At 72.7% G+C, this 24,244-nt stretch carries 25 protein-coding genes; 11 read left to right on the top strand and 14 right to left on the bottom strand.

Annotation, left to right across the window (positions count from 1 at the left end):
- Positions 1-85 precede the first annotated feature (85 nt).
- Complete coding sequence (locus tag ACZ43H_RS21565) at positions 86-904, top strand: pentapeptide repeat-containing protein (RefSeq protein ID WP_464586372.1); 819 nt, start codon at positions 86-88, stop codon at positions 902-904.
- Here the strand turns inward: ACZ43H_RS21565 and ACZ43H_RS21560 are convergent.
- Positions 901-1,776, bottom strand: coding sequence for an alpha/beta hydrolase family protein (locus ACZ43H_RS21560; RefSeq protein WP_464586371.1), 876 nt, complete (start codon positions 1,774-1,776; stop codon positions 901-903). The genes ACZ43H_RS21565 and ACZ43H_RS21560 overlap by 4 nt on opposite strands.
- A 300-nt stretch (positions 1,777-2,076) precedes the next feature.
- On the opposite strand from ACZ43H_RS21560, the gene ACZ43H_RS21555 reads away from it, so the two are divergent.
- On the top strand, positions 2,077-2,751 hold the full coding sequence (locus ACZ43H_RS21555) for a hypothetical protein (RefSeq protein WP_464586370.1): 675 nt from the start codon (positions 2,077-2,079) through the stop codon (positions 2,749-2,751).
- Positions 2,752-2,782: 31 nt separating this feature from the next.
- On the opposite strand, the gene ACZ43H_RS21550 is transcribed toward ACZ43H_RS21555, so the two are convergent.
- The 5 genes from ACZ43H_RS21550 to ACZ43H_RS21530 all read right to left on the bottom strand — a co-directional run bounded on the left by ACZ43H_RS21550 (position 2,783) and on the right by ACZ43H_RS21530 (position 7,585).
- Complete coding sequence (locus ACZ43H_RS21550; RefSeq protein WP_464586369.1) at positions 2,783-3,235, bottom strand: heat shock protein transcriptional repressor HspR; 453 nt, start codon at positions 3,233-3,235, stop codon at positions 2,783-2,785.
- Complete coding sequence (dnaJ, locus tag ACZ43H_RS21545) at positions 3,235-4,407, bottom strand: molecular chaperone DnaJ (protein ID WP_464586368.1); 1,173 nt, start codon at positions 4,405-4,407, stop codon at positions 3,235-3,237. The genes ACZ43H_RS21550 and dnaJ overlap by 1 nt, the downstream gene beginning before the upstream one ends.
- 34 nt (positions 4,408-4,441) lie before the next feature.
- Complete coding sequence (gene grpE / locus ACZ43H_RS21540) at positions 4,442-5,074, bottom strand: nucleotide exchange factor GrpE (protein WP_464586367.1); 633 nt, start codon at positions 5,072-5,074, stop codon at positions 4,442-4,444.
- Positions 5,071-6,924 carry a molecular chaperone DnaK gene (gene dnaK, locus ACZ43H_RS21535; RefSeq protein WP_464586366.1) on the bottom strand — a complete coding sequence of 618 codons (1,854 nt, stop codon included), beginning with the start codon at positions 6,922-6,924 and terminating at the stop codon, positions 5,071-5,073. The genes grpE and dnaK overlap by 4 nt, the downstream gene beginning before the upstream one ends.
- Before the next feature lie 217 nt (positions 6,925-7,141).
- Complete coding sequence (locus tag ACZ43H_RS21530; RefSeq protein WP_464586365.1) at positions 7,142-7,585, bottom strand: NUDIX hydrolase; 444 nt, start codon at positions 7,583-7,585, stop codon at positions 7,142-7,144.
- Between the two features lie 86 nt (positions 7,586-7,671).
- Between ACZ43H_RS21530 and ACZ43H_RS21525 the strand changes: the two genes are divergently transcribed.
- On the top strand, positions 7,672-8,517 hold the full coding sequence (locus ACZ43H_RS21525; protein WP_464586364.1) for an aldo/keto reductase: 846 nt from the start codon (positions 7,672-7,674) through the stop codon (positions 8,515-8,517).
- A 101-nt stretch (positions 8,518-8,618) separates the two neighbouring features.
- Here the strand turns inward: ACZ43H_RS21525 and ACZ43H_RS21520 are convergent, their stop codons facing one another.
- Positions 8,619-9,116: a MarR family winged helix-turn-helix transcriptional regulator gene (locus tag ACZ43H_RS21520; RefSeq protein WP_464586363.1), complete on the bottom strand. Its 498-nt coding sequence runs from the start codon at positions 9,114-9,116 to the stop codon at positions 8,619-8,621.
- A gap of 39 nt (positions 9,117-9,155) precedes the next feature.
- Here ACZ43H_RS21520 and ACZ43H_RS21515 point away from each other — a divergent pair, with 39 nt between their 5' ends.
- Positions 9,156-10,085 (top strand): DMT family transporter, encoded by a 930-nt coding sequence (locus ACZ43H_RS21515; RefSeq protein ID WP_464586362.1) that lies wholly within the window; start codon positions 9,156-9,158, stop codon positions 10,083-10,085.
- Positions 10,086-10,105: 20 nt separating this feature from the next.
- On the opposite strand, the gene ACZ43H_RS21510 is transcribed toward ACZ43H_RS21515, so the two are convergent.
- From ACZ43H_RS21510 to ACZ43H_RS21500, 3 genes are all read right to left on the bottom strand, one after another.
- A complete protein-coding gene (locus tag ACZ43H_RS21510; RefSeq protein WP_464586361.1) occupies positions 10,106-10,660 on the bottom strand; it encodes a hypothetical protein in 555 nt (184 codons plus the stop codon).
- Between the two features lie 69 nt (positions 10,661-10,729).
- Positions 10,730-11,977, bottom strand: a complete 1,248-nt coding sequence (locus tag ACZ43H_RS21505) for an MFS transporter (protein ID WP_464586360.1) — start codon at positions 11,975-11,977, stop codon at positions 10,730-10,732.
- On the bottom strand, positions 11,974-12,618 hold the full coding sequence (locus ACZ43H_RS21500; RefSeq protein WP_464586359.1) for an ArsR/SmtB family transcription factor: 645 nt from the start codon (positions 12,616-12,618) through the stop codon (positions 11,974-11,976). The genes ACZ43H_RS21505 and ACZ43H_RS21500 overlap by 4 nt, the downstream gene beginning before the upstream one ends.
- 144 nt (positions 12,619-12,762) lie before the next feature.
- Between ACZ43H_RS21500 and ACZ43H_RS21495 the strand changes: the two genes are divergently transcribed.
- The 3 genes from ACZ43H_RS21495 to ACZ43H_RS21485 are packed head-to-tail and all read left to right on the top strand — an operon-like array spanning position 12,763 to position 14,358.
- On the top strand, positions 12,763-13,047 hold the full coding sequence (locus tag ACZ43H_RS21495; protein WP_464586358.1) for a hypothetical protein: 285 nt from the start codon (positions 12,763-12,765) through the stop codon (positions 13,045-13,047).
- Complete coding sequence (locus tag ACZ43H_RS21490) at positions 13,044-13,925, top strand: hypothetical protein (protein WP_464586357.1); 882 nt, start codon at positions 13,044-13,046, stop codon at positions 13,923-13,925. Before ACZ43H_RS21495 ends, ACZ43H_RS21490 begins: the two co-directional genes overlap by 4 nt.
- Positions 13,912-14,358, top strand: coding sequence for a hypothetical protein (locus tag ACZ43H_RS21485; RefSeq protein WP_464586356.1), 447 nt, complete (start codon positions 13,912-13,914; stop codon positions 14,356-14,358). Before ACZ43H_RS21490 ends, ACZ43H_RS21485 begins: the two co-directional genes overlap by 14 nt.
- Positions 14,359-14,370: 12 nt before the next feature.
- Here the strand turns inward: ACZ43H_RS21485 and ACZ43H_RS21480 are convergent, their stop codons facing one another.
- Together ACZ43H_RS21480 and ACZ43H_RS21475 are read right to left on the bottom strand one after the other, a co-directional pair.
- Entirely contained in the window at positions 14,371-15,678 is a 1,308-nt protein-coding gene (locus ACZ43H_RS21480) for an MFS transporter (protein WP_464586354.1), read from the bottom strand.
- Between the two features lie 59 nt (positions 15,679-15,737).
- Positions 15,738-17,123 (bottom strand): cytochrome P450, encoded by a 1,386-nt coding sequence (locus ACZ43H_RS21475; protein WP_464586352.1) that lies wholly within the window; start codon positions 17,121-17,123, stop codon positions 15,738-15,740.
- Positions 17,124-17,196: 73 nt separating this feature from the next.
- On the opposite strand from ACZ43H_RS21475, the gene ACZ43H_RS21470 reads away from it, so the two are divergent.
- The 4 genes from ACZ43H_RS21470 to ACZ43H_RS21455 all read left to right on the top strand — a co-directional run bounded on the left by ACZ43H_RS21470 (position 17,197) and on the right by ACZ43H_RS21455 (position 20,877).
- Positions 17,197-19,359 (top strand): sensor histidine kinase, encoded by a 2,163-nt coding sequence (locus ACZ43H_RS21470; protein WP_464586350.1) that lies wholly within the window; start codon positions 17,197-17,199, stop codon positions 19,357-19,359.
- On the top strand, positions 19,352-19,846 hold the full coding sequence (locus tag ACZ43H_RS21465) for a pyruvoyl-dependent arginine decarboxylase (RefSeq protein ID WP_464586348.1): 495 nt from the start codon (positions 19,352-19,354) through the stop codon (positions 19,844-19,846). The genes ACZ43H_RS21470 and ACZ43H_RS21465 overlap by 8 nt, the downstream gene beginning before the upstream one ends.
- A complete protein-coding gene (locus ACZ43H_RS21460; RefSeq protein WP_464586346.1) occupies positions 19,839-20,423 on the top strand; it encodes a GNAT family N-acetyltransferase in 585 nt (194 codons plus the stop codon). Before ACZ43H_RS21465 ends, ACZ43H_RS21460 begins: the two co-directional genes overlap by 8 nt.
- 73 nt (positions 20,424-20,496) lie before the next feature.
- The gene (locus ACZ43H_RS21455; RefSeq protein WP_464586344.1) at positions 20,497-20,877 is read left to right on the top strand and encodes a response regulator; all 381 of its coding nucleotides are present in this window, start codon (positions 20,497-20,499) and stop codon (positions 20,875-20,877) included.
- A 52-nt stretch (positions 20,878-20,929) separates the two neighbouring features.
- Here ACZ43H_RS21455 and ACZ43H_RS21450 read toward each other — a convergent pair whose 3' ends face one another.
- A complete protein-coding gene (locus ACZ43H_RS21450; protein ID WP_464586342.1) occupies positions 20,930-23,476 on the bottom strand; it encodes an ABC transporter permease in 2,547 nt (848 codons plus the stop codon).
- Between the two features lies 1 nt (position 23,477).
- Complete coding sequence (locus ACZ43H_RS21445; RefSeq protein WP_464586341.1) at positions 23,478-24,236, bottom strand: ABC transporter ATP-binding protein; 759 nt, start codon at positions 24,234-24,236, stop codon at positions 23,478-23,480.
- Between the last annotated feature and the right edge of the window lie 8 nt (positions 24,237-24,244).

The following is a 24,244-nucleotide window of genomic DNA, read 5'->3' as shown; positions in this document are numbered from 1 at the left end:
GATGACCAGTGGATGTAAAGCGGCTCTCGTCACAGCGCAGCGCCGCCGGTCGGGGCCGGCGATCGCCGGCTGCGAGGATGGCCGGGTGCCGACGACCGCCTCCGACCCCGAGCTCGAGGCCGACTGCTCACGCTGCTTCGCGCTGTGCTGCGTGCTGCTGCCCTACCGTCGGGACGCCGGCTTCGGCGCCGACAAGCCCGGGGGCGTGCCCTGCCACCACCTCCAGCGCGACGACCGGTGCGGGATCCACGCCGACCTGCGCGAGCGGGGCTGGTCGGGCTGCGCGGTCTTCGACTGCTTCGGGGCCGGCCAGCACGTCTCCCAGGTGACCTACGGGGGTACGTCGTGGCGCGATCACGACGACCTCGGCGAGATGGCGGCCGTGCTGTCCGTCGTACGCCATCTCCACGAGCTGCTCGCTCACCTCGGCGAGGTCGGCCGCCGGGCCCCCGACCCCGCGGCGGAGGACCTGCGCCACCGGCTGCTGGTCCTGCGCGACGCGACGCCCGTCGAGCTGCTGACCGCGGACGTCGACGAGCTGCACGGGGAGTGCGCCGACCTGCTGATCGCCGCGAGCGTGCGGGTGCGCGGCACCGACCGCCCCGACCTCTCCCGTGCCGACCTGGCCGGACGGGACCTGCGGCGTCGGGACCTGGCCTCGGCCTCGCTGCGCGGAGCGCTGCTCATCGGGGCGGACCTGCGCGGGGTGGACCTCGGTGCCGTCGACCTCCTCGGGGCGGACCTGCGCGGCGCGGACCTGCGCGGCGCCGACCTGCGCGAGGCGTTGTTCCTCACCGGCCCGCAGCTGGAGGCGGCTCGCGGCGACGCCACCACCCGGGTCCCCGCCCGGCTGCGCCGTCCGAGCTCCTGGCCCGAGGCGGACCTGCCTTCGCCCACCGGTTAGCCGGCGCCGGCCACCAGGCGCTCGGTGAAGAACGCCACGGCGTCCTCCGCGACCCGGTCCCGCGCCGAGGGACGGTCAGGAGTCAGCGGCTCGATGAAGTCGTGGTGCCCCGCCCCCGGCCCGATCTCCCGCCCGCTCACCCCCGGGAGGTGCTCGAGCAGCGGGCGCACGTCCAGGTCGAAGGGGTTGGTGGTGTCGGCGTCGCCCCACCGCACCTCCACCGGAACGGCGACCGTCGCCAGGCTCTGCGGAGTCAGCAGCGGGCCCAGACCGGGGGCGACCAGGAAGGCCGCCACGACCCGCCGGTCCCGCAGGTCGGCCCCCGCGCCGGCGGCTGCCGTCGCCAGCTCCTCGGGGGTACGTCGCGCACGCAGCTGCTCGAGCGCGTCCGGCATCTCCTCGATCGGTGGAAGAGCGACCTGTCCGGCCAGCACGGACCCGACCAGTGCCGGGTCCACCCGGGCTCCGGCCAGCGCGGCGGCGGTGTACCCGCCCAAGGAGAAGCCGGCGACGCCGACCTCGGCGGGCCGGAGCTCGGCCCAGACCGCGTCGAGGAGGAACGTGACGTCGCGAGGGCGCTCCCACACGAGCAGGAAGCCCTCGGGGTGGTAGCCGTCGACATGGTTGTTGCCGTGATGGTCGAGGCTCAGCACCCGGAGGCCCGCGGCCGCCAGGGGGCGCGCCAGCCATCCCATGTCACGGCCCGATCCTCCGGTCCCGTGCGAGACGACGACGACGGGCGAGCCGACCGGTGCGTCCGGAGCCCAGTCGTAGACACGCAACGGACGACCTCGCCTCGGGTCTCCGAGGTCGGGACGGGACTCATCGACCAGCACCCGCGTCGTGGGCTGGGTCACTCCTGGGGACAGCACGCGCGCGACTGTAGCGGCGCCGGACCTTCGGCGAGCGACATCGGCGAGGACCGGCAGGCGGTGTGACCAGGGCCTCCCCGCCCTGATTTTGGCCCTCGCGCCACCGTCTTGTCACGATGGAGGACGTCCCGGTGGCCGCGATGGAGCGCCACGCAGGGATGCTGAACGCCAGGTACGTCGTGCCGAGGTGACCCGCCGGATGAACCCGGGTCGCCGTTGCCCGTGCCTGGGCCTGCCGGGGGGAGGCGAGCCGCTGTGCGGCCGCTGGCAGGAACCGTCCCCCACCCGAGGAAGTTCCCCATGCCCCCTGTGCCCAGCCTGTTCTCGAAGCGCACCCATGCGGTGCTGCTCCCCGCTGCCGTCCTCGCGCTCGCCCAGATCGTCGGCCCCGAGGTCAGCCCGCACGACCCGGAGCTGACGTCGAGCTCGAGCGCCGCTGCGCCGACGACCGCGGACGGGACGTCCACACGCTCCTCCTCCGAGCCCTCCGCAGCTGCCCAGGAGCGCGTCGAGGCGGCTCGCGAGGCCGGGTGCTCGATGGCACACACCGCGCTGCGCGCCACGCGGGACGCCAAGATCCCCTACTACGTGGGGTGCGCGTTCCTGGTGCAGGAGACCGGCGGTGGTCGGAACGTCTTCGGGCACGACCCGACCGTCTTCGCCGGCGCCGGCAAGGTGACCAAGGCCAAGTACCTCGCCTACAAGTCGGTCCGCGAGCGCACCGGCCAGATGCAGGGCGTCGGGCCCATGCAGCTGACCTGGTACAGCTACCAGGACCGCGCGGACCGGCTCGGCGGCGCCTGGAAGCCGTACCCGAACATGCTCGTCGGCTTCCGCCACCTCGCGGCGCTGCACCGCTCGACCGGGAGCTGGATCGCCGCCGCGCACGAGTACAACGGCGGCGGAGCGGCCGCCGAGGCGTACGCGACGACCATGGACGAGCGCTTCGCGCAGATGCGCGAGGCGATCGCCTGACGAGCGGCCGGCCCCGCGCCGGACGTGGACGTCAGCGGTTGTTGCGGCGCCAGACCACCAGGGACTGGCCGGGGCTCGGCTGCCGCAGCACCGGGAGCCGGTTCGGCGGCGCGGGCACCGCCCCCTCGGCGCGACGTGCGGCCAGGGCCTGGCGCAGCGCGTCGCGGGTGGCCTCCAGCTCGGCCACCAGCTCCTCGTTGCGCTGCGCCAGCGCGGCGACGTGGTTCTGCAGGTCGAGGATGCGCCGCACCCCCTCCAGGCCGATGCCGGCCGAGGTGAGGTCCGCGATCTGACGGAGCAGCTCGATGTCGCGGTGCGAGTAGCGCCGTCCGCCACCACCGGTGCGGCCCGGCGTGATCAGGCCCAGCCGCTCGTAGGTGCGCAGGGTCTGCGGGTGCAGCCCGGTCAGCTCGGCGGCCACGCTGATGACGTAGACGGCCGCATCCGGACCGGGGGTCCGGAACTCGTGCGCGCCGCCCTTCATCACGCGCCCTCGAAGAGGTTCGCGCGCATCGGCTTCCCGGCCGTCGCGGCCCGGTAGGCCTCGATCGCCTCGAGGGTGGCGTCGTCGAGCACGCTCGGCACCTGGACCTCGACGGTCGCGAGCAGGTCGCCCACGGTGCCGTCGGTCTTGCGGGCACCCTTGCCGCGCACCCGGAAGGTGCGCCCGTTGGGCGTTCCGGCCGGCACCTTCAGGGTCACCGGCGTCCCGGACAGGGTGGGGATCTTGATGTCCGCGCCGAGCGCGAGCTCGTCGAACGACACCGGCACGTCGAGGGTGAGGTTGTCGCCCTTGCGGCCGAAGATCCGGTGCGGGGAGACCTTGACCGTGACGAAGAGGTCACCGGCCGGTCCGCCGTTCTCCCCGGCCGCGCCCTTGCCGCGCAGCCGGATCCGCTGGCCGTCCTTCACGCCGGCGGGGATCCGGGCCTGGATGCTCCGCGCGGACAGGCCCCGCCCGCTGCCGTGGCAGGTCGGGCACGGCTCGTCGTAGACGAGCTGGCGCCCGCCGCACGCGGGGCAGGTCTCGTTCATCGAGAAGGCCCCACCGACCGAGGCGACCACGAAGCCCGCGCCGTCGCACTCGGGGCAGACGTGCGGCTTGGTGCCCGGCTTGCCACCGGTGCCCGAGCAGTCGGGGCACGGGGCGTCGGAGGTCAGCCGCAGCGAGATCGTGACCCCGTCGAGGGCGTCGGTGAAGCTGATCGTCGCCGTCGTCTCGACGTCGGCGCCCTTCTGCGGGCGGCGCTGCTGGGTGCGCTGCCGGCCGCCTCCGAAGAGGTCGCCGAACATGTCCCCGAAGCCGCCGCCACCGCCGGCGCGGTCGCGCAGCAGGTCGTTGAGGTCGAACCCACCGGCACCGCCGGCGGGTCCACCGCCACCGAACCCGCCCCGGAACCCGCCGGAGTACAGGTCGCGCATCTCGTCGTACTTCTTGCGCTTCTCGGCGTCACCGACGACGTCGTAGGCCTCGGCGACCTTCTTGAACTTCTCGTGCTTGGCGGTGTCGCCGGGGTGGGAGTCGGGGTGGTTGGCGCGCGCCAGCTTGCGGTAGGCCTTCTTGATCTCGTCGGCCGTCGCGTCCTTCTTCACACCGAGCTCGGCGTAGAAGTCCTTGCCGGCCCAGTCGGCCCGCATCCCGTCAGTGGCACTCATCCGCGCACCCCCTCTCCCTCATCCTCGTCGCTCCTCACGCGCCAGCGGGGTCGACCACCAGCACCTGCGCGGCCCGGACCACCCGGTCGCCGATGCGGTAGCCGGCCTTCGCGATCACCTTGCACGTCGTCACCGAGACCTCCGGGTCCTCACCGATGTGCGAGAGGGCCTCGTGCAGGCTCGGGTCGAACGGGTCGCCCACCGCACCGAACCGGGACAGCCCCAGGCTGGTGACCACCCGCTCGAGCTGGTCGGCCACGGCCTTGAAGCCGCCGTCGACCTCACCGTGCTCGCGGGCCCGGTCGATGGTGTCGAGCACCTCGACGATCGGGGCGAGCGCGGCGTACGTCGCGTTCTCCCGGATCAGCTCGCGGTCCCGCTCCACGCGGCGCTTGTAGTTGAGGTACTCGGCCTGCAGCCGCTGCAGGTCGGTGGTGAGCTCGGCCAGGTCGCGGCGGGTGCGCGTCAGGTCGTCCTCGAGCTCGACGTCACCGGCCTCCTGCCCCTCGGCAGGGGCCTCGACCTCGGTCTCGTTGGCCATCTCGGCAGCCTCCTCCCCGAAGGACCCGTGCTCCCCGGGCGTCCCGGGGGCCGGGCCCGTCGAGACCTCGGGGGTCTCGACGGGCTCGGCCGGGTCCTGGGCACCGTGGTGGGGTGCGTCGGTCACTTGGCCTCACCCTCGGCGGGGCCCTCGTCGACGATCTCGGCGTCCACGACGTCCTCGTCGGCCTCGCCGGAGGCGCCGGTGGTGCCACCCGCGGCGGCCTGGTCGGCCTCGGCGGCGGCGTACATCGCGGCGCCCATCTTCTGGCTGGACTCACCGAGCTTGCTGACGCCGGCCTGGAGCTCCTCGGCGGACGCCTCGGCGTTCTCCAGCGTGGCCTTCAGCGCGTCGACGTCGGCCCGGACCTCGGTCTTGACGTCCTCGGGGATCTTCTCGCCGTTCTCGTCGAGGAACTTCTCGGTCGAGTAGACAAGCGAGTCGGCCTGGTTGCGGACCTCGACGGCCTCGCGACGCTTGGCGTCCTCCTCGGCGTACTGCTCGGCCTCGCGGACCATCCGGTCGATGTCGTCCTTCGAGAGCGCCGAGCCGCCGGAGATCGTCATCGACTGCTCCTTGCCGGAGGCCTGGTCCTTCGCGGTGACGTGGACGATGCCGTTGGCGTCGATGTCGAAGGTGACCTCGATCTTCGGCACGCCGCGCGGCGCCGGCGGCAGACCGGTCAGCTCGAAGTTGCCGAGCGGCTGGTTCTGCGACCACATCTGGCGCTCGCCCTGGGCGACCTTGATCTCCACCGACGGCTGGTTGTCGTCGGCGGTGGTGAAGATCTCCGAGCGCTTGGTCGGGATCGTGGTGTTGCGCTCGATCAGCGTGGTCATCACGCCGCCCTTGGTCTCGATGCCGAGGGAGAGCGGGGTGACGTCGAGCAGCAGCACGTCCTTGACCTCGCCCTTGAGGACGCCGGCCTGCAGCGCGGCACCGACGGCCACGACCTCGTCGGGGTTGACGCCCTTGTTGGGCTCCTTGCCGCCGAGCAGCTCCTTGACGACCTCGGTCACCGCAGGCATGCGGGTCGAGCCACCGACGAGCACGACGTGGTCGATGTCCTTGACCGCGACGCCACCGTCCTTGAGCACCTGCTGGAACGGCGCCTTGGTGCGGTCGAGCAGGTCGGCGGTGAGCTTCTGGAACTCGCTGCGGGTCAGCCGCTCCTCGAAGTGCAGCGGGCCGGACTCGCCGTGGGTGATGTAGGGCAGGTGGATCGTGGTCTCGGAGGACGAGGACAGCTCGATCTTCGCCTTCTCCGCGGCCTCCTGGAGGCGCTGCTTGGCGATCTTGTCGGCCGCGAGGTCGACGCCGTTGTTGTCCTTGAACTTCTTGACCATCCAGTCGACGACGCGGGCGTCCCAGTCGTCACCACCGAGGTGGTTGTCGCCCGAGGTCGCCTTCACCTCGACGACACCCTCGCCGATCTCGAGGAGGGACACGTCGAACGTGCCGCCACCGAGGTCGAAGACGAGGATGGTCTGGTCGTCGCCCTTGTCGAGGCCGTAGGCCAGCGCGGCCGCGGTCGGCTCGTTGACGATGCGGGACACGTTGAGGCCCGCGATCTCGCCGGCCTCCTTGGTGGCCTGGCGCTGCGCGTCGGAGAAGTACGCCGGCACCGTGATCACGGCGTCGGTGACGGTCTCACCGAGGTAGGCCTCGGCGTCGCGCTTGAGCTTCTGCAGGACGAACGCGCTGATCTGCTGCGGCGTGAAGTCCTTGTCGTCGATCTTCTGCTTCCAGTCGGTGCCCATGTGGCGCTTGACCGAGCGGATGGTCCGGTCGACGTTGGTCACGGCCTGGCGCTTGGCGACCTCGCCGACCAGCACCTCGCCGGACTTGGCGAAGGCGACGACCGAGGGAGTGGTGCGAGCGCCTTCCGCGTTTGCGATGACGGTGGGTTCGCCACCCTCGAGGACGGCTACGACGCTGTTCGTCGTGCCGAGGTCGATGCCGACCGCACGTGCCATGAGTTGTTACCTCCGGTGATTGACTGCCAAAGCTTGGGTGACGCCATCCTGCGTCGATGGCGACGAGTCTGGCAAACAAGTTGAGTGCATTCAACTCAACTTTGCTCACTCGGTCCAACGGAGGACCGGCCCGGGTTGTTCCCGCTCCGGCCGCTCATCTCGGGTCGCGTGGCCCAGCGTGTGCCCGGGCGCACTCCTGGCCGCACGAATCCACCGGTCAGCGGCCAGCTGCGCGCCAGAGGGCGATCGAGGCATCCACCGAGGACGCGCGGGGCAGCCCCGGGACCTCGGCGAGGTCGATCCAGCGGGCCTCGTCGGTCGTGCCGTCCGTCTCGTGGGTCAGGTCGCCGCCGACGACCTCGGCCTCGAAGACCACGCGCACGGCCTTGAGCGGCCGGGCGGTCTCGACGAAGCGCTGGCGCGCGGGCACCACGCGGGTGTCGACGCCGAGCAGCCGCCCGGGCCGCACGTCGTACCCCGTCTCCTCGCGCAGCTCGCGCACCAGGCCCTCCTCGAGGCTCTCGTGGAGCTCGATACCGCCGCCGGGCATCGTCCACCGCGGGGGCGAGGGCTCGTTCCACAGCGCCAGCAGGATGCGGTCGCGGTCGTCGACGATGACGGCGTACGCCGCCAGCCGGGTGTCGAAGTCGGGGTGGTCCACGTGGGAAGGTTCACAGTCCCCGCGGGGCCGGCGCAAACGGCCGGCATGAACGGAATAGCGGCCGGGCACGCGTTGTCATGCCCTCCATGACCGTTCCCACGATCACCCTGAACAACCAGACGACCATCCCGCAGCTCGGCTTCGGCGTCTTCCAGGTCCCGCCGGCGGAGACCGCCGCGACCGTCACCGAGGCGTTCGAGGTCGGCTACCGCCACATCGACACCGCGGAGATGTACCAGAACGAGGAGGGCGTCGGCGAGGCCATCGCGTCCTCCGGGATCGCCCGCGACGAGCTCTACGTCACCAGCAAGCTCAACAACGGCTTCCACAAGCCCGACGACGCCCGCCGCGCGTTCGACGAGACGCTCACCAAGCTCGGGCTGGACCGGATCGACCTGTTCCTCATCCACTGGCCGCTGCCCACGCTGTACGACGGCGACTTCGTGTCCACGTGGAGGACTCTCGCCGAGTTCGTCGAGGACGGCCGCGCCACCTCGATCGGCGTCTCCAACTTCCAGCCCGCCCACCTCGACCGGATCATCAGCGAGACCGGCGTGGTGCCGGCGGTGAACCAGATCGAGGTGCACCCCTACTTCACCAACGAGGACGCCCGCGCCGCCTCCATCCGGCACGGCGTCGAGGTCGAGGCCTGGTCCCCGATCGCGCAGGGCAAGGTGCTCGACGACGAGGTCATCAACAAGATCGGCGCCAACTACGGCAAGACCGCCTCGCAGGTGACCCTGCGCTGGCACGTCGAGCGCGGCGACATCGTCTTCCCGAAGTCGATGAAGGCCGAGCGGATGCGCGAGAACTTCGACATCTTCGACTTCTCGCTCACCCAGGACGAGGTCGCGGCGATCAGCGCGCTCGACCGGGGCGAGGACGGCCGCACCGGCCCGAACCCGGACACGTTCGACTACATCCCCGACTGACACCCCCTCGTTCAGCTGGGCCGAAGTCAGTCGTGAGCTGGGCCGGATTCACTGGATCAGGCCCATCTCGACGCTGAACCAGGCCCAGCTCAACGGGTGGATCAGGCATCGAGGGCCCGGCCCCACACCTCCAGCAGGTGTGCGAGCTGGGCCCTCTGCCGTTCGCTGAGGCTGCCGAGGAGCCGGTGCTCGTTGGCCATGTGCGCCTCGAAGGCGCGGTCGATGAGCTCGCGACCGGCGTCGGTGAGGGCGACGACCCGACCGCGCGCGTCCCGGTCGGAGTGGCGGCGGGTCACCCAGCCCTGCTGGGCGCAGCGGTCGACCCGCTTGGTCACCGCCCCGGAGGAGACCATCGTCCAGGCGGCCAGCTCGCTGGGGGTCAGCTCGTAGGGCGCCCCCGCGCGGCGCAACGTCGCCAGCACGTCGAACTCACCCTCACCGAGCCCGAACTCGCCGTAGACGGCGACCAGCTCCTCGGTCAGCCGGGCGGCCAGGCGGTGCAGCCGACCGATGACCCCCTGGGGTGAGACATCGAGGTCCGGCCTCGCCTCGCGCCACTGCGCCATCACCCGCCCGACGTGATCGACATCGCTCCGCATGGCGGGAATATACCTTCCGGAGAAACTATTATGCTTTCCATGGAAACTAATCAGGCTCGTCTCGCGCTCGTCACCGCGGTCGCCCCGGTCGCCTGGGGATCGACGTACCTCGTGACCGAGACGTTCCTGCCCCCGGACCGGCCGCTGTTCGCGGCCGTCGTGCGGGCGCTGCCCGTCGGGCTGGTGCTCCTCGCCCTGCGCCGCCAGCTGCCCACCGGGCGCTGGTGGGGCCGCGCGACCGTCCTGGGGCTGCTCAACATCGGGATGTTCTTCCCGCTGATCTTCCTCGCGGCCTACCACCTCCCGGGCGGGCTCGCGGCGACCCTGCAGGCCACGGCGCCGATGGTCACGATGGCGCTGGCCTGGCCCGGGCTCGGCGAGCGACCCGGCTGGGCCCGGGTCGGCGCCGCGCTGGTCGGCGCCCTGGGTGTCGGCCTGCTCGTCCTGCGCTCGCCCGGCGACGTCGACGCGGTCGGCCTGGCCGCGGCGTTCGGGTCGGTGCTGGTCTCGGCCCTGGGCTACGTGCTGGTCAAGCGCTGGCCGGCGCCCGTCGACAACCTCACGCTCGTCTCGTGGCAGCTGGTCGTGGGCGGCCTGGTGCTGGTCCCCGTCGCCCTGGTCGTCGAGGGCGCGCCGCCCCGGATCGACCTCCCGGCGGCGGGCGGCTTCCTCTGGCTCGCGGTGGTCGGCACCGGCCTCGCCTACCACTGCTGGTTCCTGGGCCTGCGCAGCATGCCGGCCGGGGTCGTCTCCCTCATCGGCCTGGTCAACCCGGTCGTGGGCACCCTGCTCGGTGTCGTCTTCGCCGGCGAGCTGTTCGGCTGGACCCAGGGGCTGGGCATGGTCCTGGTCCTCGGCGGCGTCCTCGCCGGCCAGCCCGCGGTGCACGCGATGCTGCGCCGTCGTACCCCCGCCCCTGCCGTCCCCGTCACCGACGAGGAGCGCGAGCTGGTCCGCAGCGCCGCCTGAGGTCGACGGGCAGCGGCAGGTCAGCCGATGGTGACCTTGACCTCGTTGGACCGCAGCTTGGTGTCGGTGTCGACGACGCGGAAGCGGTTCACGCCGGTCTGGCTGGTCTGCACGTAGGTGGAGAACGTCTCGTTGCTGACCGAGGCGGTGACGGGGAAGTCCGTCCAGGCACCGTTGGTGAAGCGCTGGACCTGCAGGATCGCCCCCTCACCACCGGGGTAGACGCCGGTCAGGTCGATCTGCTGCATCGGCCCGACGGCGGTCTCGCCGGCCGACAGCGAGATCTTCTTCTCGGCCGACCTGCTCTGCTTCGGCTCCTTCGGGGGTGCCGGGCTCGAGGACTCCTCGCCCGGCGCCAGCGTGATCAGCGGGCCCGAGGCGGCCGTGGTCCTCGACGGCTTGGGGAGGTACATCGAGCGCTCGGCCGACGAGTTCGAGGAGTCCGAGCCGCCGTCGAGACCCAGGACGCGGGTGCCCACCAGCGCCGCGAAGCCGAGGACGAGCCCGACCACCACGGCCACGCCGACGAGAGCGAGCAGCCCGGTGAGGACCGGACGTTCTTCTCGATCGTCCATGTGGCAGTGCACCCCCTGGTCGTGCGGATGGTCGTACGGACCGGTCGCGCCCCATTCTCGGGGACGGGGTCAAGCAGGGCCAATCGGTGCCGCACGGTCCCGGAACCCCCACGCCCCCCAGGTGGACAGCGCCACCATCCCGGCCCCGAACGCCAGCGCCGCCGCCGTCACCGACGAGGTCGCGGCGAGCCACCCGAACAGCGGCATCATCGCCGGCATCAGCGCGAAGTCCGAGAGGCTGGTCATCGAGGACGCCCGTCCCAGGTACGCCGGGTCGATCGACCGCTGGAAGGCCCCCGAGACCAGCACGGAGGCGCAGCCCGCGGTGAGCCCGACGACGACGGCACCGACCACGAGGACGGCCCGCGAGGGAGCGCCCAGGCAGGCGATGCCGCAGCCCTGCACGACGAGCACGACGAAGCCGGCCAGCGCGTCACGTCGGGGACGCCACCACATCGCCACCAGGGCCCCGACGGCAGCACCCACGCCCACCGTCGCCTCGACGGCGCCGAGGGTGGTGGCGCCCCAGCCCGAAGCCGCCACGCGCAGCGAGACGCCGACCGCGAGCGCCGGGCCGACGAACAGGTTGAGACCGGACAGCGACACGACGAACCGGCGGGCGCGCGGGTCGCGGCGCACGTAGCCGAGGCCCTCGACCAGCCCCTGGCGGACCGACCCGGTCGTCACCCGGGGCAGCTCGAGCCGTGGCCGCGCGACCAGCCAGAGCGTCACCCCGACGACCACGAACGTCAGGGCGTCCACGAGCATCGCGGCCCCGAAGCCGTACGCCGCCGCCAGCCAGCCGCCCACGCCGGCGCCGACGAACACCGAGAGCCTCCTGGCAACCTGCATCATGCCGGCCACCCGGCCGAGGTCCTCGGCGCGGACCAGCTGGCGCGGCAGGGTGGCGTTCGCCGGGTTGTGGATCGCGTCGGCCACCCCGAAGACCAGCGCCACGGCCATGAGCAGCGGGACCCGGGGCGCACCGCCCTGCCAGCCGGCCACCCCGCCGAGCAGCACCACCACGCGCACGGCGTTGCAGGCGACCAGGATCCGGCGGGTGTCCCACCGGTCCGCGAGCGCGCCCCCGAAGAGCAGGAACGCCGCTTGGGGCAGCATCACCGCGCCCACGAGGAAGCCGGCGAGAGCAGGCGGGGCCGCGTGGACCGCGGCCCAGGCGAAGCCGATCGTGAAGACGCTGTCCCCCGTCCAGGAGACCGCGCTGGCCGCCACCAGCGCGTGCACCCGCCGGTCGCGGCGCAGCGGAGGCAGGTCCTCGCCCGGGTGGACGGCCGCCAGCTGCCCGAGGTCGGTCATCGGACCACGGGGACGGCGTAGGCGAAGACGAAGACCGGCTCACGCTCGGCGTCCGGCCGGGCCTCGGCGTCCTCCCGGCAGGCGCGGGTCCACTCCGCCAGCAGGCCGGTGATCCCGGCCCGCAGCTCGTGCAGCTGCTCCCGGGTCGCGCGGGCCAGGCTCTCGGTGACCGTCGCGGCCTCCTCCCAGGCGGGATCGAGCCGGTCCCGGTGGGCGAACCACTCGACCGCGTGCTCGACGTGGTGGCGCAGGTTGGCCCGCTCCGCGGCAGTGGCGATCTCGCGCCCCGCCGGGCTGTCGTAGTCGAGCACCGACCAGCTCAGCCGGCGCGGCAGCGCGCGCCACCAGCTCTGACGGGTGTCGCGGGCGAGCTCCGGCGCCGGCTCGACGAAGCCCTGCGCGTGCAGGGGCTTCAGGTGGTGGCTGACGCTGCCCACGGCCACCCCGAGACGACTGGCCAGCACCCCGACGGGGGCCGGCCCCTCCAGCACCAGCAGCTCGAACAGCCGTCGGCGCAGCGGGTGGTGGAACGCGACGAGGGCGTCCACGGGTGCCGAGGTGTCACCGCGTTCGTGGACCTCGCGCACCTCGGGTGCGGGCGCGCTGTCACGGTGGCGTTCGTCTGCGGTCCTCCGGGGCATGGCCGTGACGCTAGAGCGCCAGCGCGACGACCGACAAGACTCCTTGTATGACTCCCCCTGCGGGGTCGGGAGCCTCCGCGGGTGGCTGTCCACAGATCGCCCGGACCCGGTTTCCGGCGCACCCTGCGCGCGCAGGCTCCGGGCATGACGATCTCGCTCGAGCCCCAGGTCCTGCAGCGCGCGTGCCGCGCGCTGGTCCACCACGGTCTGGCCATCCGCGACGCGGCCACGATCCCCGTCCCCGACACCGGGACCACCAGCGACGCCACCGCCGTGGGGCTCGCACACCTCACGGAGGAATCCCGGGGGCTGGCCGACCGGCTGACCCACCTCGCCGTGGCGGTGGAGCAGCTGCGGAAGGACGCGTTCGGCTTCGACGGCGAGGTCTCCGGGCTGTTCGACCAGCTCGCCGCCGGGAGCCTGCGATGAGCCTCGACCTGCGGGTGCCGGGCGACCCGGACGCCTGCGAGACCGCCTCGCGCGGCCTCCGGGCGCTCGGGGACGCGGTGGCGTCCGCCGCCGGGGCGCTGGGCCGCCAGGCCCACACCAGCGACGACGACTTCGGCGGACTCTCCGGCGACGCGTTCCGCGACCGGACCCGCTCCCTGATGTCGTCGGCCGACGACACCGCGGACCACTGCCACCGGCTGGCCGCGGCCCTCCAGGAGCTGGCCCTCGACCTCCGCGACGTACGCCGCACCATGGCCGTCGCCAGGCACCGGGCGCGACCGTGGTTGGTCGTCACCGAGGACGCGATCCACCCGCCCGGCCCGGAGCCGGGTGCCGGCGCGACGCCGTGGTCCGGGGCGGCGTGGCAGGCGTGGGACGACGCCGCCCGGCTCGTCGGCGACGCCCGGCAGGTCGAGCACCGGGCGCAGCGGGACTGGCGGGCGGCGCTGGCCCTCTTCGCGGACGTCGTCCCCCCGACCATCGACCTGCCCACGGCCCTCCTGCCCGGCGCCGCCGTGCCCCCGGCGCCTCCGGTGTACGACCCGGCACTGGGGTCGCACCTGCCGCCGTTGACCCAGCTCCTGCCCGACGCCCCCACGCCGCACACGGTCGCGGACACCGGCTCGGGGCAGACCCGGGAGGCGCTCCCCTCGACCACCGGCAGTGGAGCCACGGCCGGGCCCCAGCCCGCGGCGCAGAGCGCAGGAGCGGGGCACCTCGCAGCGGCACCGGCCGCGCCGGGCGAGTGGGGCTTCGGCCACGTGCCGTCTCCTGCGGCGGCACCCGAGAGCCCTCCGACCTGCGGGACGTCGCCGGTCGCATCCCCGGTCGGGGAGGTGTCCCGTGCGCCCCGCTGACCTCGGCATCGCGGTGCCACGGGGCTGGCGGCGCTCCGCCGACCCGGCACGCGGCCTGCTGCTCGCGGCCCGGGCGAGCATCCTGCCGGCCAGCGGGTTCCGGCCCACGCTCACCCTCCGGTGCGAGCCCGTCCCGGGCGCGCGGGCCGCGTGGCGCGACGCGGCCCTGCGCGAGGCCGCGGGAACCCTGCCGGCGTTCGAGGTCGAGGACGCGGACGAGTTCGACCTGTCCGGCCGGGACGTGAGCTACCGGCGCTACGCGCACGCCGCCGGCAGCGCCGACGTGGTCTGCGAGGAGTGGGCGTGGTCGCTCGACGGCCTCGGGGTGGTGCTCACCGGCGCCGTGGCGCGCGAGGACTACCCCGACTTCTGCGACCTGTTCGAGGCGGTCGCGGAGGCGTTCGACCCGGGTTCGGGGTCGGAGGTCGCCTGACCCGGGAGGCCTCTAGGCGGTCGTTCCCTCGACGTTCTCGCCGGCACGGCGGCGGGCCTCGCGCTCGGCCAAGGCGTACCGGTCGGTGCGGGAGTCGTAGGACCAGAAGTCGCGCAGCGCGAGGGCGGTCACGCCCACGCCGGCGACGCACGCGAAGCCGCCGCTGACGATCGCACCACGGACGGTCCACAGGTCGGCGGTCACGCCGGCCCGGACCTGGCCGCCCAGCGGGCCCAGGGAGTACGACAGCATCTCGATGCCGGCCAGCCGCCCCCGCATCCCCTCGGGGATCGTCTGGTTCCACACCGTCCCGCGGAACACGGCAGAGACCATGTCGGCGGCCCCCGACAGCATCAGGAAGACGGCCACCAGCCAGATGCTCGGCATCAGACCGGCCATCGCGACGCAGGCGCCGTACGCCGCCGCCGCGATGACGATCGCGCGGCCGTGGTGGTGGATCCGCGAGGTCCAGCCGCTGAGCGCGGTGGCCAGCAGGGCGCCGACCGTCTCCGCGGAGTAGAGCAGGCCGAGCAGCTCCGGACGACCGAAGACCTCCTCGGCCAGCGCCGGGAACAGCACCACCGGGAGCGCGAGCAGCATGGCCGCGATGTCCACGAGGTAGGTGCCGAGGAGGTCGCGCCGCGAGAACGCGTAGCGCAGCCCCTCCCCGATCCCGGCGAGGCTGGGCGGCGTGGTCTCCTCGCGGTGCGGGTAGGGCCGCATGGCCATGAAGAGCACGCTGGCCACCAGCAGGCCGCTGATGTCGACCAGGAAGCACCAGCCGATGCCGACGTACGCGACCAGCAGACCGCCGAGCGCCGGGCCCACGAGCACGCCGAGCTGCATGCCCAGGCTGGTCAGGTTGTTCGCCGCGGTGATCTGGTCGTGCCGGACCGTGCGCGGCATCAGGGCCTCGCGGGAGGGCCGCTGCAGCGAGGAGGACGACGCGAGCAGGCCCGAGACCACGAAGATCACCCAGATGCTCGGGTCGTCCCGGAACGCGTTGACCGCCAGCACCGCCGTGAACGCGGCCTGCGCCAGCCCCGTCCAGATCAGCAGCCGACGCCGGTCCACGTGGTCGGCCAGCGCGCCGCCGTACAGCCCGAAGACCACCAGCGGCACCAGCTCGACGAGGCCGATCGCGCCGACCGCGAAGTTGGAGCCCGTCAGCGTGTAGATCTGGTACGGGATGGCGACGTAGGACACCATCGCGCCGAAGTAGAAGACGGTGCCGGCGAGGAACAGCAGCCGGAAGTCGCGGGAGTCCCGCAGGGGCGTCACGTCCATCCGGACGGCACGCAGTCTCTCTCGCCAGCTCACGAAAGACGATCGTGGCACCGCGCGACCCTCCGCCGCACGGGCTTTTCGCGTGGACCGTCCTACCGGGTCACCCGGATCCGGGCACCCCGACGCGGGACGCTGGTGATGTTGCGGACCCGCGGCCGGTCGTCACCCACCGCGGTGACGTCGTACGCCGTGAGCACCTCGCGCAGCACGGCGACGCCCTCCATGAGGGAGAAGCCCGCCCCGATGCAGCGTCGGACGCCGCCACCGAACGGGATCCACGTGTTGGTGGGCGGGTTCTGGCCCAGGAACCGCTCGGGGCGGAACACCTCGGGGTCGGGGTGGTTGTCCGCGCGCGCGTGGGTCACCAGGATCGACGGCCCGACGGTGGTGCCGGCCGGCAGGTCCCACCCACCGATGGTGACCGGTTGCAGGAGCGTGCGGACCACCATCGGGATCACCGGGTGCAGGCGCATCGACTCCTTGAGCACCGCGTCCAGCCAGGCGTCGTCGCCGCTGCGGGCGGCCTCGCGCGACCGGGCCAGCAGCCCCGGGTCGCGGCCGAGCTCGTAGAGCGCCCAGGCGAGCGCGGTCGCAGTGGTCTCGTGGCCGGCGAGCAGCAGGGTGACCAGCTGGTCGCGCAGCTCGGTGTCGTCCAGCGCGTCCGTCCCGTCCTCGCCGTCGCGGACCAGGATCAGCCGGGACAGCACGTCGGTCCGGTCGGCGAGGTCCGGGGCGGCGCGGCGCTCCCGGATCTCGGCGTGGATGAGCCGGTCCAGCTCGTGCTGGTTCTGCACCGTGCGCCTCCAGGGGCCGAACCGCTGCAACCGGGGGTAGCCCCAGCCGAGCAGCACCACGGGACTGATGTCGACGGTGGCGTTCACCCGCGGGCGGAGCGCGGCGAGCCGGCGCTCGTCGGTGACGCCGAAGACCACGCGCAGGATCACCTCGAGGGTGAGCGCGTTCATCCGGTCCAGTGCCCGGAACTCCGAGCCGGGCGTCCAGCTCGCGACCTCGGCGCGGGCCACCTCGGTGACCAGCGACTCGTAGCCGCGCAGCGCGTGGCCGTTGAACGCCGGCATCAGCAGCTTGCGGGCCCGCTTGTGCTCACCGGAGTCCTGCAGGAGCAGGGAGTGCTCCCCCATGATCGGCCCCAGGATCGCGTTGGCCTTGCCGGCGTGGAAGACCTCCGGGTCGCCGGCGAAGATCTCCTTCGCGTGCTCGGGCCGGGTGAAGACGACCAGCGGTCGGCCGCCCGGGACCAGCCGCACCGTGAACACGTCGCCGTACCTGCGGTGCAGGTAGGGGTGGAACCAGTGCCGGAAGCGCAGCAGCCCCGCGCTCTGCACCAGCACCGGCCAGCGCGGCCCCGGCGGCAGGCCGGAGGGGTCGACGGGCGGCAGCGGGCCGCCCCCGACGAAGCTCATCCTGCGGAATCGTTCCTCGGTCAGCTCGTCGATGTCCCGGTCGATCGTGGCCATGCTCACATACTACGAGTACGTCAAGGGCCGGAAGCCCCTCGCGCAGGCGTGTCTGCTGGTAGCCTCGCGCCCCATGGGCAGCACGCCGTCGCTCGCGTCGCAGCGGCGGCGTTTCGCCGTCGCGGTGCCGATCGCCGCGCTGCTGACGGCGCTCTTCGCGATCCTCCTGCAGCCCGGCTTCAGCGAGGCCGTGCGCGAGTCGGCCAGCGGCCTGGGCCTGCTCACCGCCGGTGTCGTCACCGCGATCAGCTGCGGAGTGCGGGCGCGGCAGACCACGGGCCGCCGTCGCCGCTCCTGGCGGCTGCTCATGTGTGCGGGCACCGTGGCCGTCGCCGGCAACCTCTGGGTCGCCGCCAGCGGCGCCGACCCCGTGGACTCACCGAGCGCGATCAGCAACGGCAGCATCGCCATCGCGCTGCTGCTCTCGATCGCCGGCCTCCTCAGCTTCCCGAGCGTGCGTCGCCGCGGCCTCGACCAGCTGCTCATGTCCCTGGACGGCCTGATCGCCGGCAGCGCGGTCCTGGTGATCGCCTCGGTGCTCGTCTACTCCGAGCTGCTCGACTCCGTCACCGACGACTTCGCCTCCCGGTCCGCGGCACTGCTCTTCCCGGTCCTCGACGTCGTGCTCGCCACCGTCGCCCTGCTCCTGCTGCTGCGCACCAGCGGCCGCGACCGGCCCGCCCTCGCCCTGGTCACCGCCGGCTTCCTGATGTACGCCGTCGCGGACCTCGCGTTCGCGGTGCTCGTGTCGCAGGAGCGGTTCCACTTCGGCACGACCCTCGACCTCGGCTGGATCGTCGGCTACCTGCTCATCGGGCTGGCCGCGTGGTACCCGAGCGACCAGGCCGACGGCGTGCCCGAGCACGCGGAGAGCCACGGGTCCGACGCCCGCGGGACCGTGCTCGTGGTCACGGTCCTGCTGACCGCCGGTGTCGTCCAGGTGGGCTTCGGCAGCGGCGGTCGCCTGCCCGTCGCCCAGTCCGCCCTGTGGCTGGTGCTCATCCTCTCGGCGGGCCTGCGGCAGACGTTGCTCGCCTCCGACAACGCCGCGCTGCGCCGCGGCCTCGAGCGCCGGGTCCGGGAGCAGACCGCCGACCTGACCCGGCTGGCCCGGCAGACCGAGGTGCTGCTCACCTCCGTCGGTGACGGCATCTACGGCGTCGACCCCGACGGCAGGATCACCTTCATCAACCCCTCGGGCGCGGCCGCGCTCGGCTACGACCCCCAGGCACTGCACGGCCGGAGGGCCCACGACCACTTCCACGCGCCGGCCGAGGACGGCACGCCGTACCCCGCGCACGGCTGCTACATCGACGACGCCATCCGCAGGGGCATCGTGGCCAGCTCGGAGGAGGACGTCTACGTCCGCTCCGACGGCGCGACGTTCCCCGTCGAGATCACCGCCTCCCCCCTGATCGACGGCGAGGAGGTCAGGGGCGCGGTGGTGGCCTTCCGCGACGTGACCCAGCGCCGCGAGGTCGACCGGATGAAGAACGAGTTCCTCTCGGTCGTCAGCCACGAGCTGCGCACCCCGCTCACCTCGATCCGGGGGTCCCTGGGGCTGCTGGCCAGCGGCCGCCTGGGCGAGCTCCCGCCACGCGCGGACTCCCTGGTCGACAACGCGCTGCAGAGCAGCGAGCGGCTGACCCGGCTGATCAACGACCTCCTCGACATCGAGCGCATCGAGTCCGACTCGCGGCCGATGGAGATCGAGTCGCTCGAGGCCGCCCACCTGCTGGCGAACGCCGCCCAGGCCATGGAGGGGCTCGCCTCGTCGACGAAGGTCCGGATCGAGGTCGGCTCCTGCTCCGGGCGGGTGCTGGCCGACGAGGACCGGGTCATGCAGACCCTCACCAACCTGATCGGCAACGCGGTCAAGTACTCCGACCCGGGCAGCGTGGTCGTCCTCGAGGCCGACGACCGGGGCGACCTCGTCCAGTTCCGCGTGCGTGACTGCGGCCGTGGGATCCCCGAGGACAAGCTGGAGAGCATCTTCGAGCGCTTCGAGCAGGTCGACTCCTCGGACGCCCGGCTCAAGGGTGGGACCGGGCTCGGCCTCGCCATCAGTCGCGGTATCGTCGAGCGCCACGGCGGACGGATCTGGGCCGAGAGCGAGCTCGGGCTCGGCACCACGATCCACTTCACGCTGCCGGCTGCTCCGGCGCGGGCCACCGACACCACGGGTGCCGTCCAGCACGCCGGTGGCTCGACCACGAGAGGGACCCACGATGCGTGACCACGCCGGTCCGGACATCACGATCCGCACCGGGTCGGGGACGGGCCGCACCCTGCTCTCCGCCTTCGATGACGCGCTCTGGTTGGCCGGGGTCGCGAACTTCAACCTGATCACGCTCTCCTCGGTGATCCCGCCGCGCAGCCGGGTCCGGGTGGTCGCCGACGAGCCGCTGGCCGGCGGCCACGGCGACCGGCTCCACTGCGTGCTGTCCACGGCGTACGCCGACCACCCCGGCGAGATCGTCTGGGCCGGTCTCGGCTGGACCTTCGACGAGCACGCCGGGGGGCTGTTCGTCGAGCACCACGGCGGCAGCGAGGAGTCCCTGCTGGAGCAGATCGAGCTGAGCCTCGCCGACATGGGTGCACGACGTGGGGGTGCCTTCGGGCCGGTGCAGACCGTGACGACCTCGGCACACTGCGTGGACCGACCCGTGTGCGCGCTCGCGGTCGCCGCCTACGAGGTCACCCCGTGGGGGCCCGGTGCTTGACCGGTCACCGTCGAAGATCGACATCTCGGTCGAGACCGAGGTCGACGACGCCACCGCGGAGGCGTACTACCGGCTCTACCGGCAGACCTTCGGAGCGCTGGAGACCCGTGCCGTGGCCCGGCAGCTGCTGCACGAGCACGAGTTCCTCGAGGAGATGCGGGACCCGCGGGTGCACAAGTACGTCGCCTGGAACGACGACGGCGAGGTGATCGGGATGTCCACCCTGACCGCCGACCTCGAGACGGTGCCCTGGATCAGCCCGGCCTACTTCGCGCACCACTTCCCCGAGCACACGGCCCGGCGCGCGGTCTACTACCTCGGCTTCACCCTGGTGGACCGTCGGCTGCGCCAGACCCGGGTCTTCCGGGCGATGGTCGAGCGGATCGTCGAGCTCCTCGTCGCCGAGCGCGCGGTCTGTGCGTGGGACATCTGCGCCTACAACGACGACCTGATCGGGCTCAACGACAACATCGAGCGGATCCTGCGCGGCTGCGCGGAGGTGACCGTCGCGCCGATCGACCGGCAGACCTACTACGCCGGCACCTTCCACGGCCCGCTGCCCACCAGCGAGGCGTGACCTGCGGGTCCCGGGGACGCGGACCCGCCCGCACCCCTAGCATTGGAGTCTTCGGAGGTCGAGGAGGGCCGTGATGGGCGTCCCCACCGTTCTCGTCGTCGACGACGACGACTCGGTCCGCGAGATCACGCAGCTCGCGCTGGAGGTCGTCGCGGGGTGGCGCGTCGTCGCCGCCGACCGCGGGGCGACCGCCCTCGAGCTCGCCCGCTCCGAGCAGCCGGACGCGATCCTGCTCGACGTGATGATGCCGGAGATGGACGGTCCCACGACGTTCCGCCACCTGCAGGCCGACGAGGCCACCCGACACATCCCGGTCATCCTGCTCACCGCGAAGGTCCTCGCCGGTGAGCGCCAGCTCTGGGACGAGCTGGCGATCCGCGGGGTGATCCCGAAGCCGTTCGACCCGATGACGCTGCCCACCGAGGTCTCCCGGATGCTCGGCTGGGACGCCTGACGCCGCAACGGCCCGGCGGTGTCGGGGACACCACCGGGCCGCCACGTCCGTGTCAGTCCGTCACCACCGCCTTCAGCACGTCGACCCTGGCGGCCGACCGGGCCGGGCCGATCGCGGCGACGACGCCGGCGACCGCGGCCAGCCCGACGTACAGGAGGACCTGCACGACCGGGATCGAGACCGCCTTGATGCCCTCGTCCTTGAGCGCCTGCGACAGCGCCAGCCCGATCGCGATCCCCAGCCCGGCACCGCTCACGGCGCCGATCAGCGAGATCACCGCGGACTCCCACCGGACCATCGCCCGGACCTGGCCCCGGGTCATGCCGACCGCGCGGAGCAGCCCCAGCTCGCGGGTGCGCTCGAAGACCGACAGCGCGAGCGTGTTGACGATGCCCAGCAGCGCGATGACCACGGCCAGCAGCAGCATCACCGTCACGAGGGTGAGCAGCTGGTCGATGAACCCGCTGGCCTCCTTCTCGAAGCCCGCCCGGTCCAGGACCTTGGCGTCGGGGTGGTCGGCCAGCGCGTCCGAGATCGCCGCCTGCACCTCGCCCCGGTCGGCACCCGGCTGCAGCGTGAGGAACGCGCTGGAGACCAGCTGGGGACCGGAGAAGGCGTTCTGCTCGTCGATGCTCAGCACGAAGTCGTCACCGATCCAGCCCTTGCCGTCGTACACACCCACCACGTGCAACCGGTGCGCACCCGTCTGGGCGAACTCCGCGGTGATCGTGTCGCCGAGGTGCCAGCCGTTCTTCTCCGCGGCCGACCGGGCCACCAGGACGCCGTCCTTGCCCAGGTCCTCGACCGAGCCCCGGGAGATGTCGAGACCCATGATGTCTCCGGCCGTGGCCGGGTCCACCGACGAGAAGCTCGACGACTGGTGGTCGAACCGCGCCTCGCCCCAGCCGCTGGGCGACACCTCGGCCACGCCGTCGACGCCCTCGACGGCACCGAGCACCGAGGGGCTGAACCCGGGCGCCTGGGCGCTCGACGTCACGACGTACAGGTCGGCGTTGATGTCGTCGGCGACCACGTCACCGAAGGACGCCTTCAACGACGAGGCGAACACCCCCATGCTCACGACCAGCGTGAGCCCGATCATCAGGGCCGCCGCCGTGGCCGACGTGCGCCGCGGGTTGCGGACCGCGTTCTGCCTGGCCAGCTCGCCGGGCATCCCCCGCATCCGCAGCGGGGCTGCGATCGCCGCGGCCAGCGGGCGCACCAGGATCGGCAGCGCCACGATCAGCCCGACCATCGCCGCGAGCAGCCCGAGCCCGAAGACCAGGAAGCTCGCGTCACCGTAGAGGTTGGCCAGCATCCCGCCGGCACCGGCCCCGATGACGGCCAGGCCGGCCACGGCGCGCCGCTTCGACGGCTTCTCGGCGCCGGGGGTGGACTCGCGCAGGGCCTCGACCGGCAGCACCTTGGTGGCGCGGCGGGCCGGGACCAGCCCGGCGACCACGGTCACGAGGGTGCCGACCACGAAGGACAGCCAGATCGCGGTGGTGGGGACCTGGAGCGCGGTGAACGGCAGGGCGAGCCCCACGACGTCCATCAGCACCTTGAGCCCCTTCGCGACGGCCAGGCCGAGCCCGAGGCCGATGGCCGAGGCCGCGACCCCGAGGACGACCGCCTCGAGCAGCAGGCTGGTCATCACCTGGCGCCGGCGGGCGCCGATCGCCCGCAGCAGCGCGATCTCGCGGGACCGCTGCGTGACGGTCATCGTGAAGGTGTTCCAGATGATGAAGGACCCGACGAACAGGGCGATGCCCGCGAAGGCACCGAACACGAGGCCGACGATCCTGAAGTTGGCCTTGATCGCGTCCGCGTTCTCCTGGGCGACGGCATCGCCCGTGACGGCCTCGGTCCCCGCCGGCAGGACGGCCGAGATGCGGTCGGCCAGCTCGGCCTGGGAGACGCCCGGGTCGGCGCTCACGTCGATGCTGTCGAAGGTCCCGGGGGTGCCGAGGACCTTCTGGGCGGTCGCGGTGTCGAAGTACGCCGAGGTGGTGCCCCCGAGGTCCTTCACACCGTTGCCGTACCCGACGGTCCCGACGACGGTGAACTCCCGGGTCGAGTCCTGCAGGAGGACCTTGATGGTGGAGCCGACCGCGATGTCGTGGTCCTCGGCGCTGGTGGCGTCGATGGCGACCTCGTGGCCGTTGGTCGGGGCCGTGCCGGAGAGCAGCTCGACGTCGCCGCGGAGGTCCTCGTCGGCGGGCATGCTGTAGCCGTTGGTCGGGGCGCCGCCGTTGGTGGTGATGGCGCGGCCGTCGTTGTCGGTCAGCAGTGCGTAGCCGGTCACCGACCCCTCGGCCGCCCGGACGCCGTCGACCCGGCTGATCCGGTCGAGGACGGAGGCCTCGATGGGGCCGTGCTCGGTGCCGACGCCCTCGGTCGAGGTGTACGGCGCCTCGGTGCGGACGACCGCGTCGGTGCCGGACCCGATCTTGCCGAAGAGCTGCTCGAAGGCCAGGCCCATGGTGTTGGTCAGGATCAGCGTCCCGGCCAGGAGCGCGACGCCGAGGGCGATCGACGCCGCGGTGAGCACGAGTCGCAGCTTGTGCGCGACCATGCTCCTGAAGGTTGCGGTCAACATGTCAGCCTCCCAGGCGCTTCATGTAGTCGAGGACCTCGTCGGCCGAGGCGGCGTGCAGCTCGTCGACGATCCGGCCGTCGGCGAGGAAGATGACCCGGTCCGCGTAGCTCGCGGCGGTCGGGTCGTGGGTGACCATCACGACGGTCTGGCCGAGGTCGGTCACCGCGGTCCGCAGGAAGGCGAGCAGCTCGGCACCGGACGCGGAGTCCAGGGCGCCGGTCGGCTCGTCGGCGAAGACGATGTCCGGCCGGGACGCGAGCGCCCGGGCGGCGGCGACCCGCTGCTGCTGGCCGCCCGACAGCTCCGAGGGCCGGTGCGACAGCCGCTCGGTCAGGCCGACGGTGGCGACGATCGAGGCCACCCAGTGCGGGTCGGGCTTGCGGCCGGCGATCCGCATCGGGAGGAGGATGTTCTCCGCCGCGGTCATGGTCGGCAGCAGGTTGAACGACTGGAAGATGAACCCGATCCGGTCGCGGCGCAGCAGGGTGAGCGCCTTGTCCCCGAGCCGGGTGATCTCGGTGTCGCCGAGGTAGACCTCGCCGGACGTGGGCCGGTCGAGCCCGGCGAGCATGTGGAGCAGCGTCGACTTGCCGGAGCCCGAGGGCCCCATGATGGCGGTGAACTGGCCCTCCCCCAGGCCGACGCTGACGTTGTCGAGTGCCGCGACGGCGGCGTCGCCGCTGCCGTAGGACTTGCTGAGCCCCTCCGCCCTCGCCACGGCGGCGGTCGAGACGCGGGGGGTGCTGGTGAAGACGGTCATGGCTCTGG

This window comes from Nocardioides sp. DN36 (genome assembly GCF_055380375.1).
The sequence above is the reverse complement of the archived record's forward strand: the minus strand, read 5'-3'. Positions and strand labels throughout refer to the sequence as shown.

Coding starts and splice junctions, on each gene's coding strand:
- ACZ43H_RS21555 (WP_464586370.1), top strand. CDS start 2,077: ATGCCCCCTGTGCCCAGCCTGTTCTCGAAGCGCACCCATGCGGTGCTG.
- ACZ43H_RS21550 (WP_464586369.1), bottom strand. CDS start 3,235: ATGAAGGGCGGCGCGCACGAGTTCCGGACCCCCGGTCCGGATGCGGCC.
- dnaJ (WP_464586368.1), bottom strand. CDS start 4,407: ATGAGTGCCACTGACGGGATGCGGGCCGACTGGGCCGGCAAGGACTTC.
- dnaK (WP_464586366.1), bottom strand. CDS start 6,924: ATGGCACGTGCGGTCGGCATCGACCTCGGCACGACGAACAGCGTCGTA.
- ACZ43H_RS21525 (WP_464586364.1), top strand. CDS start 7,672: ATGACCGTTCCCACGATCACCCTGAACAACCAGACGACCATCCCGCAG.
- ACZ43H_RS21520 (WP_464586363.1), bottom strand. CDS start 9,116: ATGCGGAGCGATGTCGATCACGTCGGGCGGGTGATGGCGCAGTGGCGC.
- ACZ43H_RS21515 (WP_464586362.1), top strand. CDS start 9,156: ATGGAAACTAATCAGGCTCGTCTCGCGCTCGTCACCGCGGTCGCCCCG.
- ACZ43H_RS21510 (WP_464586361.1), bottom strand. CDS start 10,660: ATGGACGATCGAGAAGAACGTCCGGTCCTCACCGGGCTGCTCGCTCTC.
- ACZ43H_RS21505 (WP_464586360.1), bottom strand. CDS start 11,977: ATGACCGACCTCGGGCAGCTGGCGGCCGTCCACCCGGGCGAGGACCTG.
- ACZ43H_RS21500 (WP_464586359.1), bottom strand. CDS start 12,618: ATGCCCCGGAGGACCGCAGACGAACGCCACCGTGACAGCGCGCCCGCA.
- ACZ43H_RS21495 (WP_464586358.1), top strand. CDS start 12,763: ATGACGATCTCGCTCGAGCCCCAGGTCCTGCAGCGCGCGTGCCGCGCG.
- ACZ43H_RS21490 (WP_464586357.1), top strand. CDS start 13,044: ATGAGCCTCGACCTGCGGGTGCCGGGCGACCCGGACGCCTGCGAGACC.
- ACZ43H_RS21475 (WP_464586352.1), bottom strand. CDS start 17,123: ATGGCCACGATCGACCGGGACATCGACGAGCTGACCGAGGAACGATTC.
- ACZ43H_RS21470 (WP_464586350.1), top strand. CDS start 17,197: ATGGGCAGCACGCCGTCGCTCGCGTCGCAGCGGCGGCGTTTCGCCGTC.
- ACZ43H_RS21465 (WP_464586348.1), top strand. CDS start 19,352: ATGCGTGACCACGCCGGTCCGGACATCACGATCCGCACCGGGTCGGGG.
- ACZ43H_RS21455 (WP_464586344.1), top strand. CDS start 20,497: ATGGGCGTCCCCACCGTTCTCGTCGTCGACGACGACGACTCGGTCCGC.
- ACZ43H_RS21450 (WP_464586342.1), bottom strand. CDS start 23,476: ATGTTGACCGCAACCTTCAGGAGCATGGTCGCGCACAAGCTGCGACTC.
- ACZ43H_RS21445 (WP_464586341.1), bottom strand. CDS start 24,236: ATGACCGTCTTCACCAGCACCCCCCGCGTCTCGACCGCCGCCGTGGCG.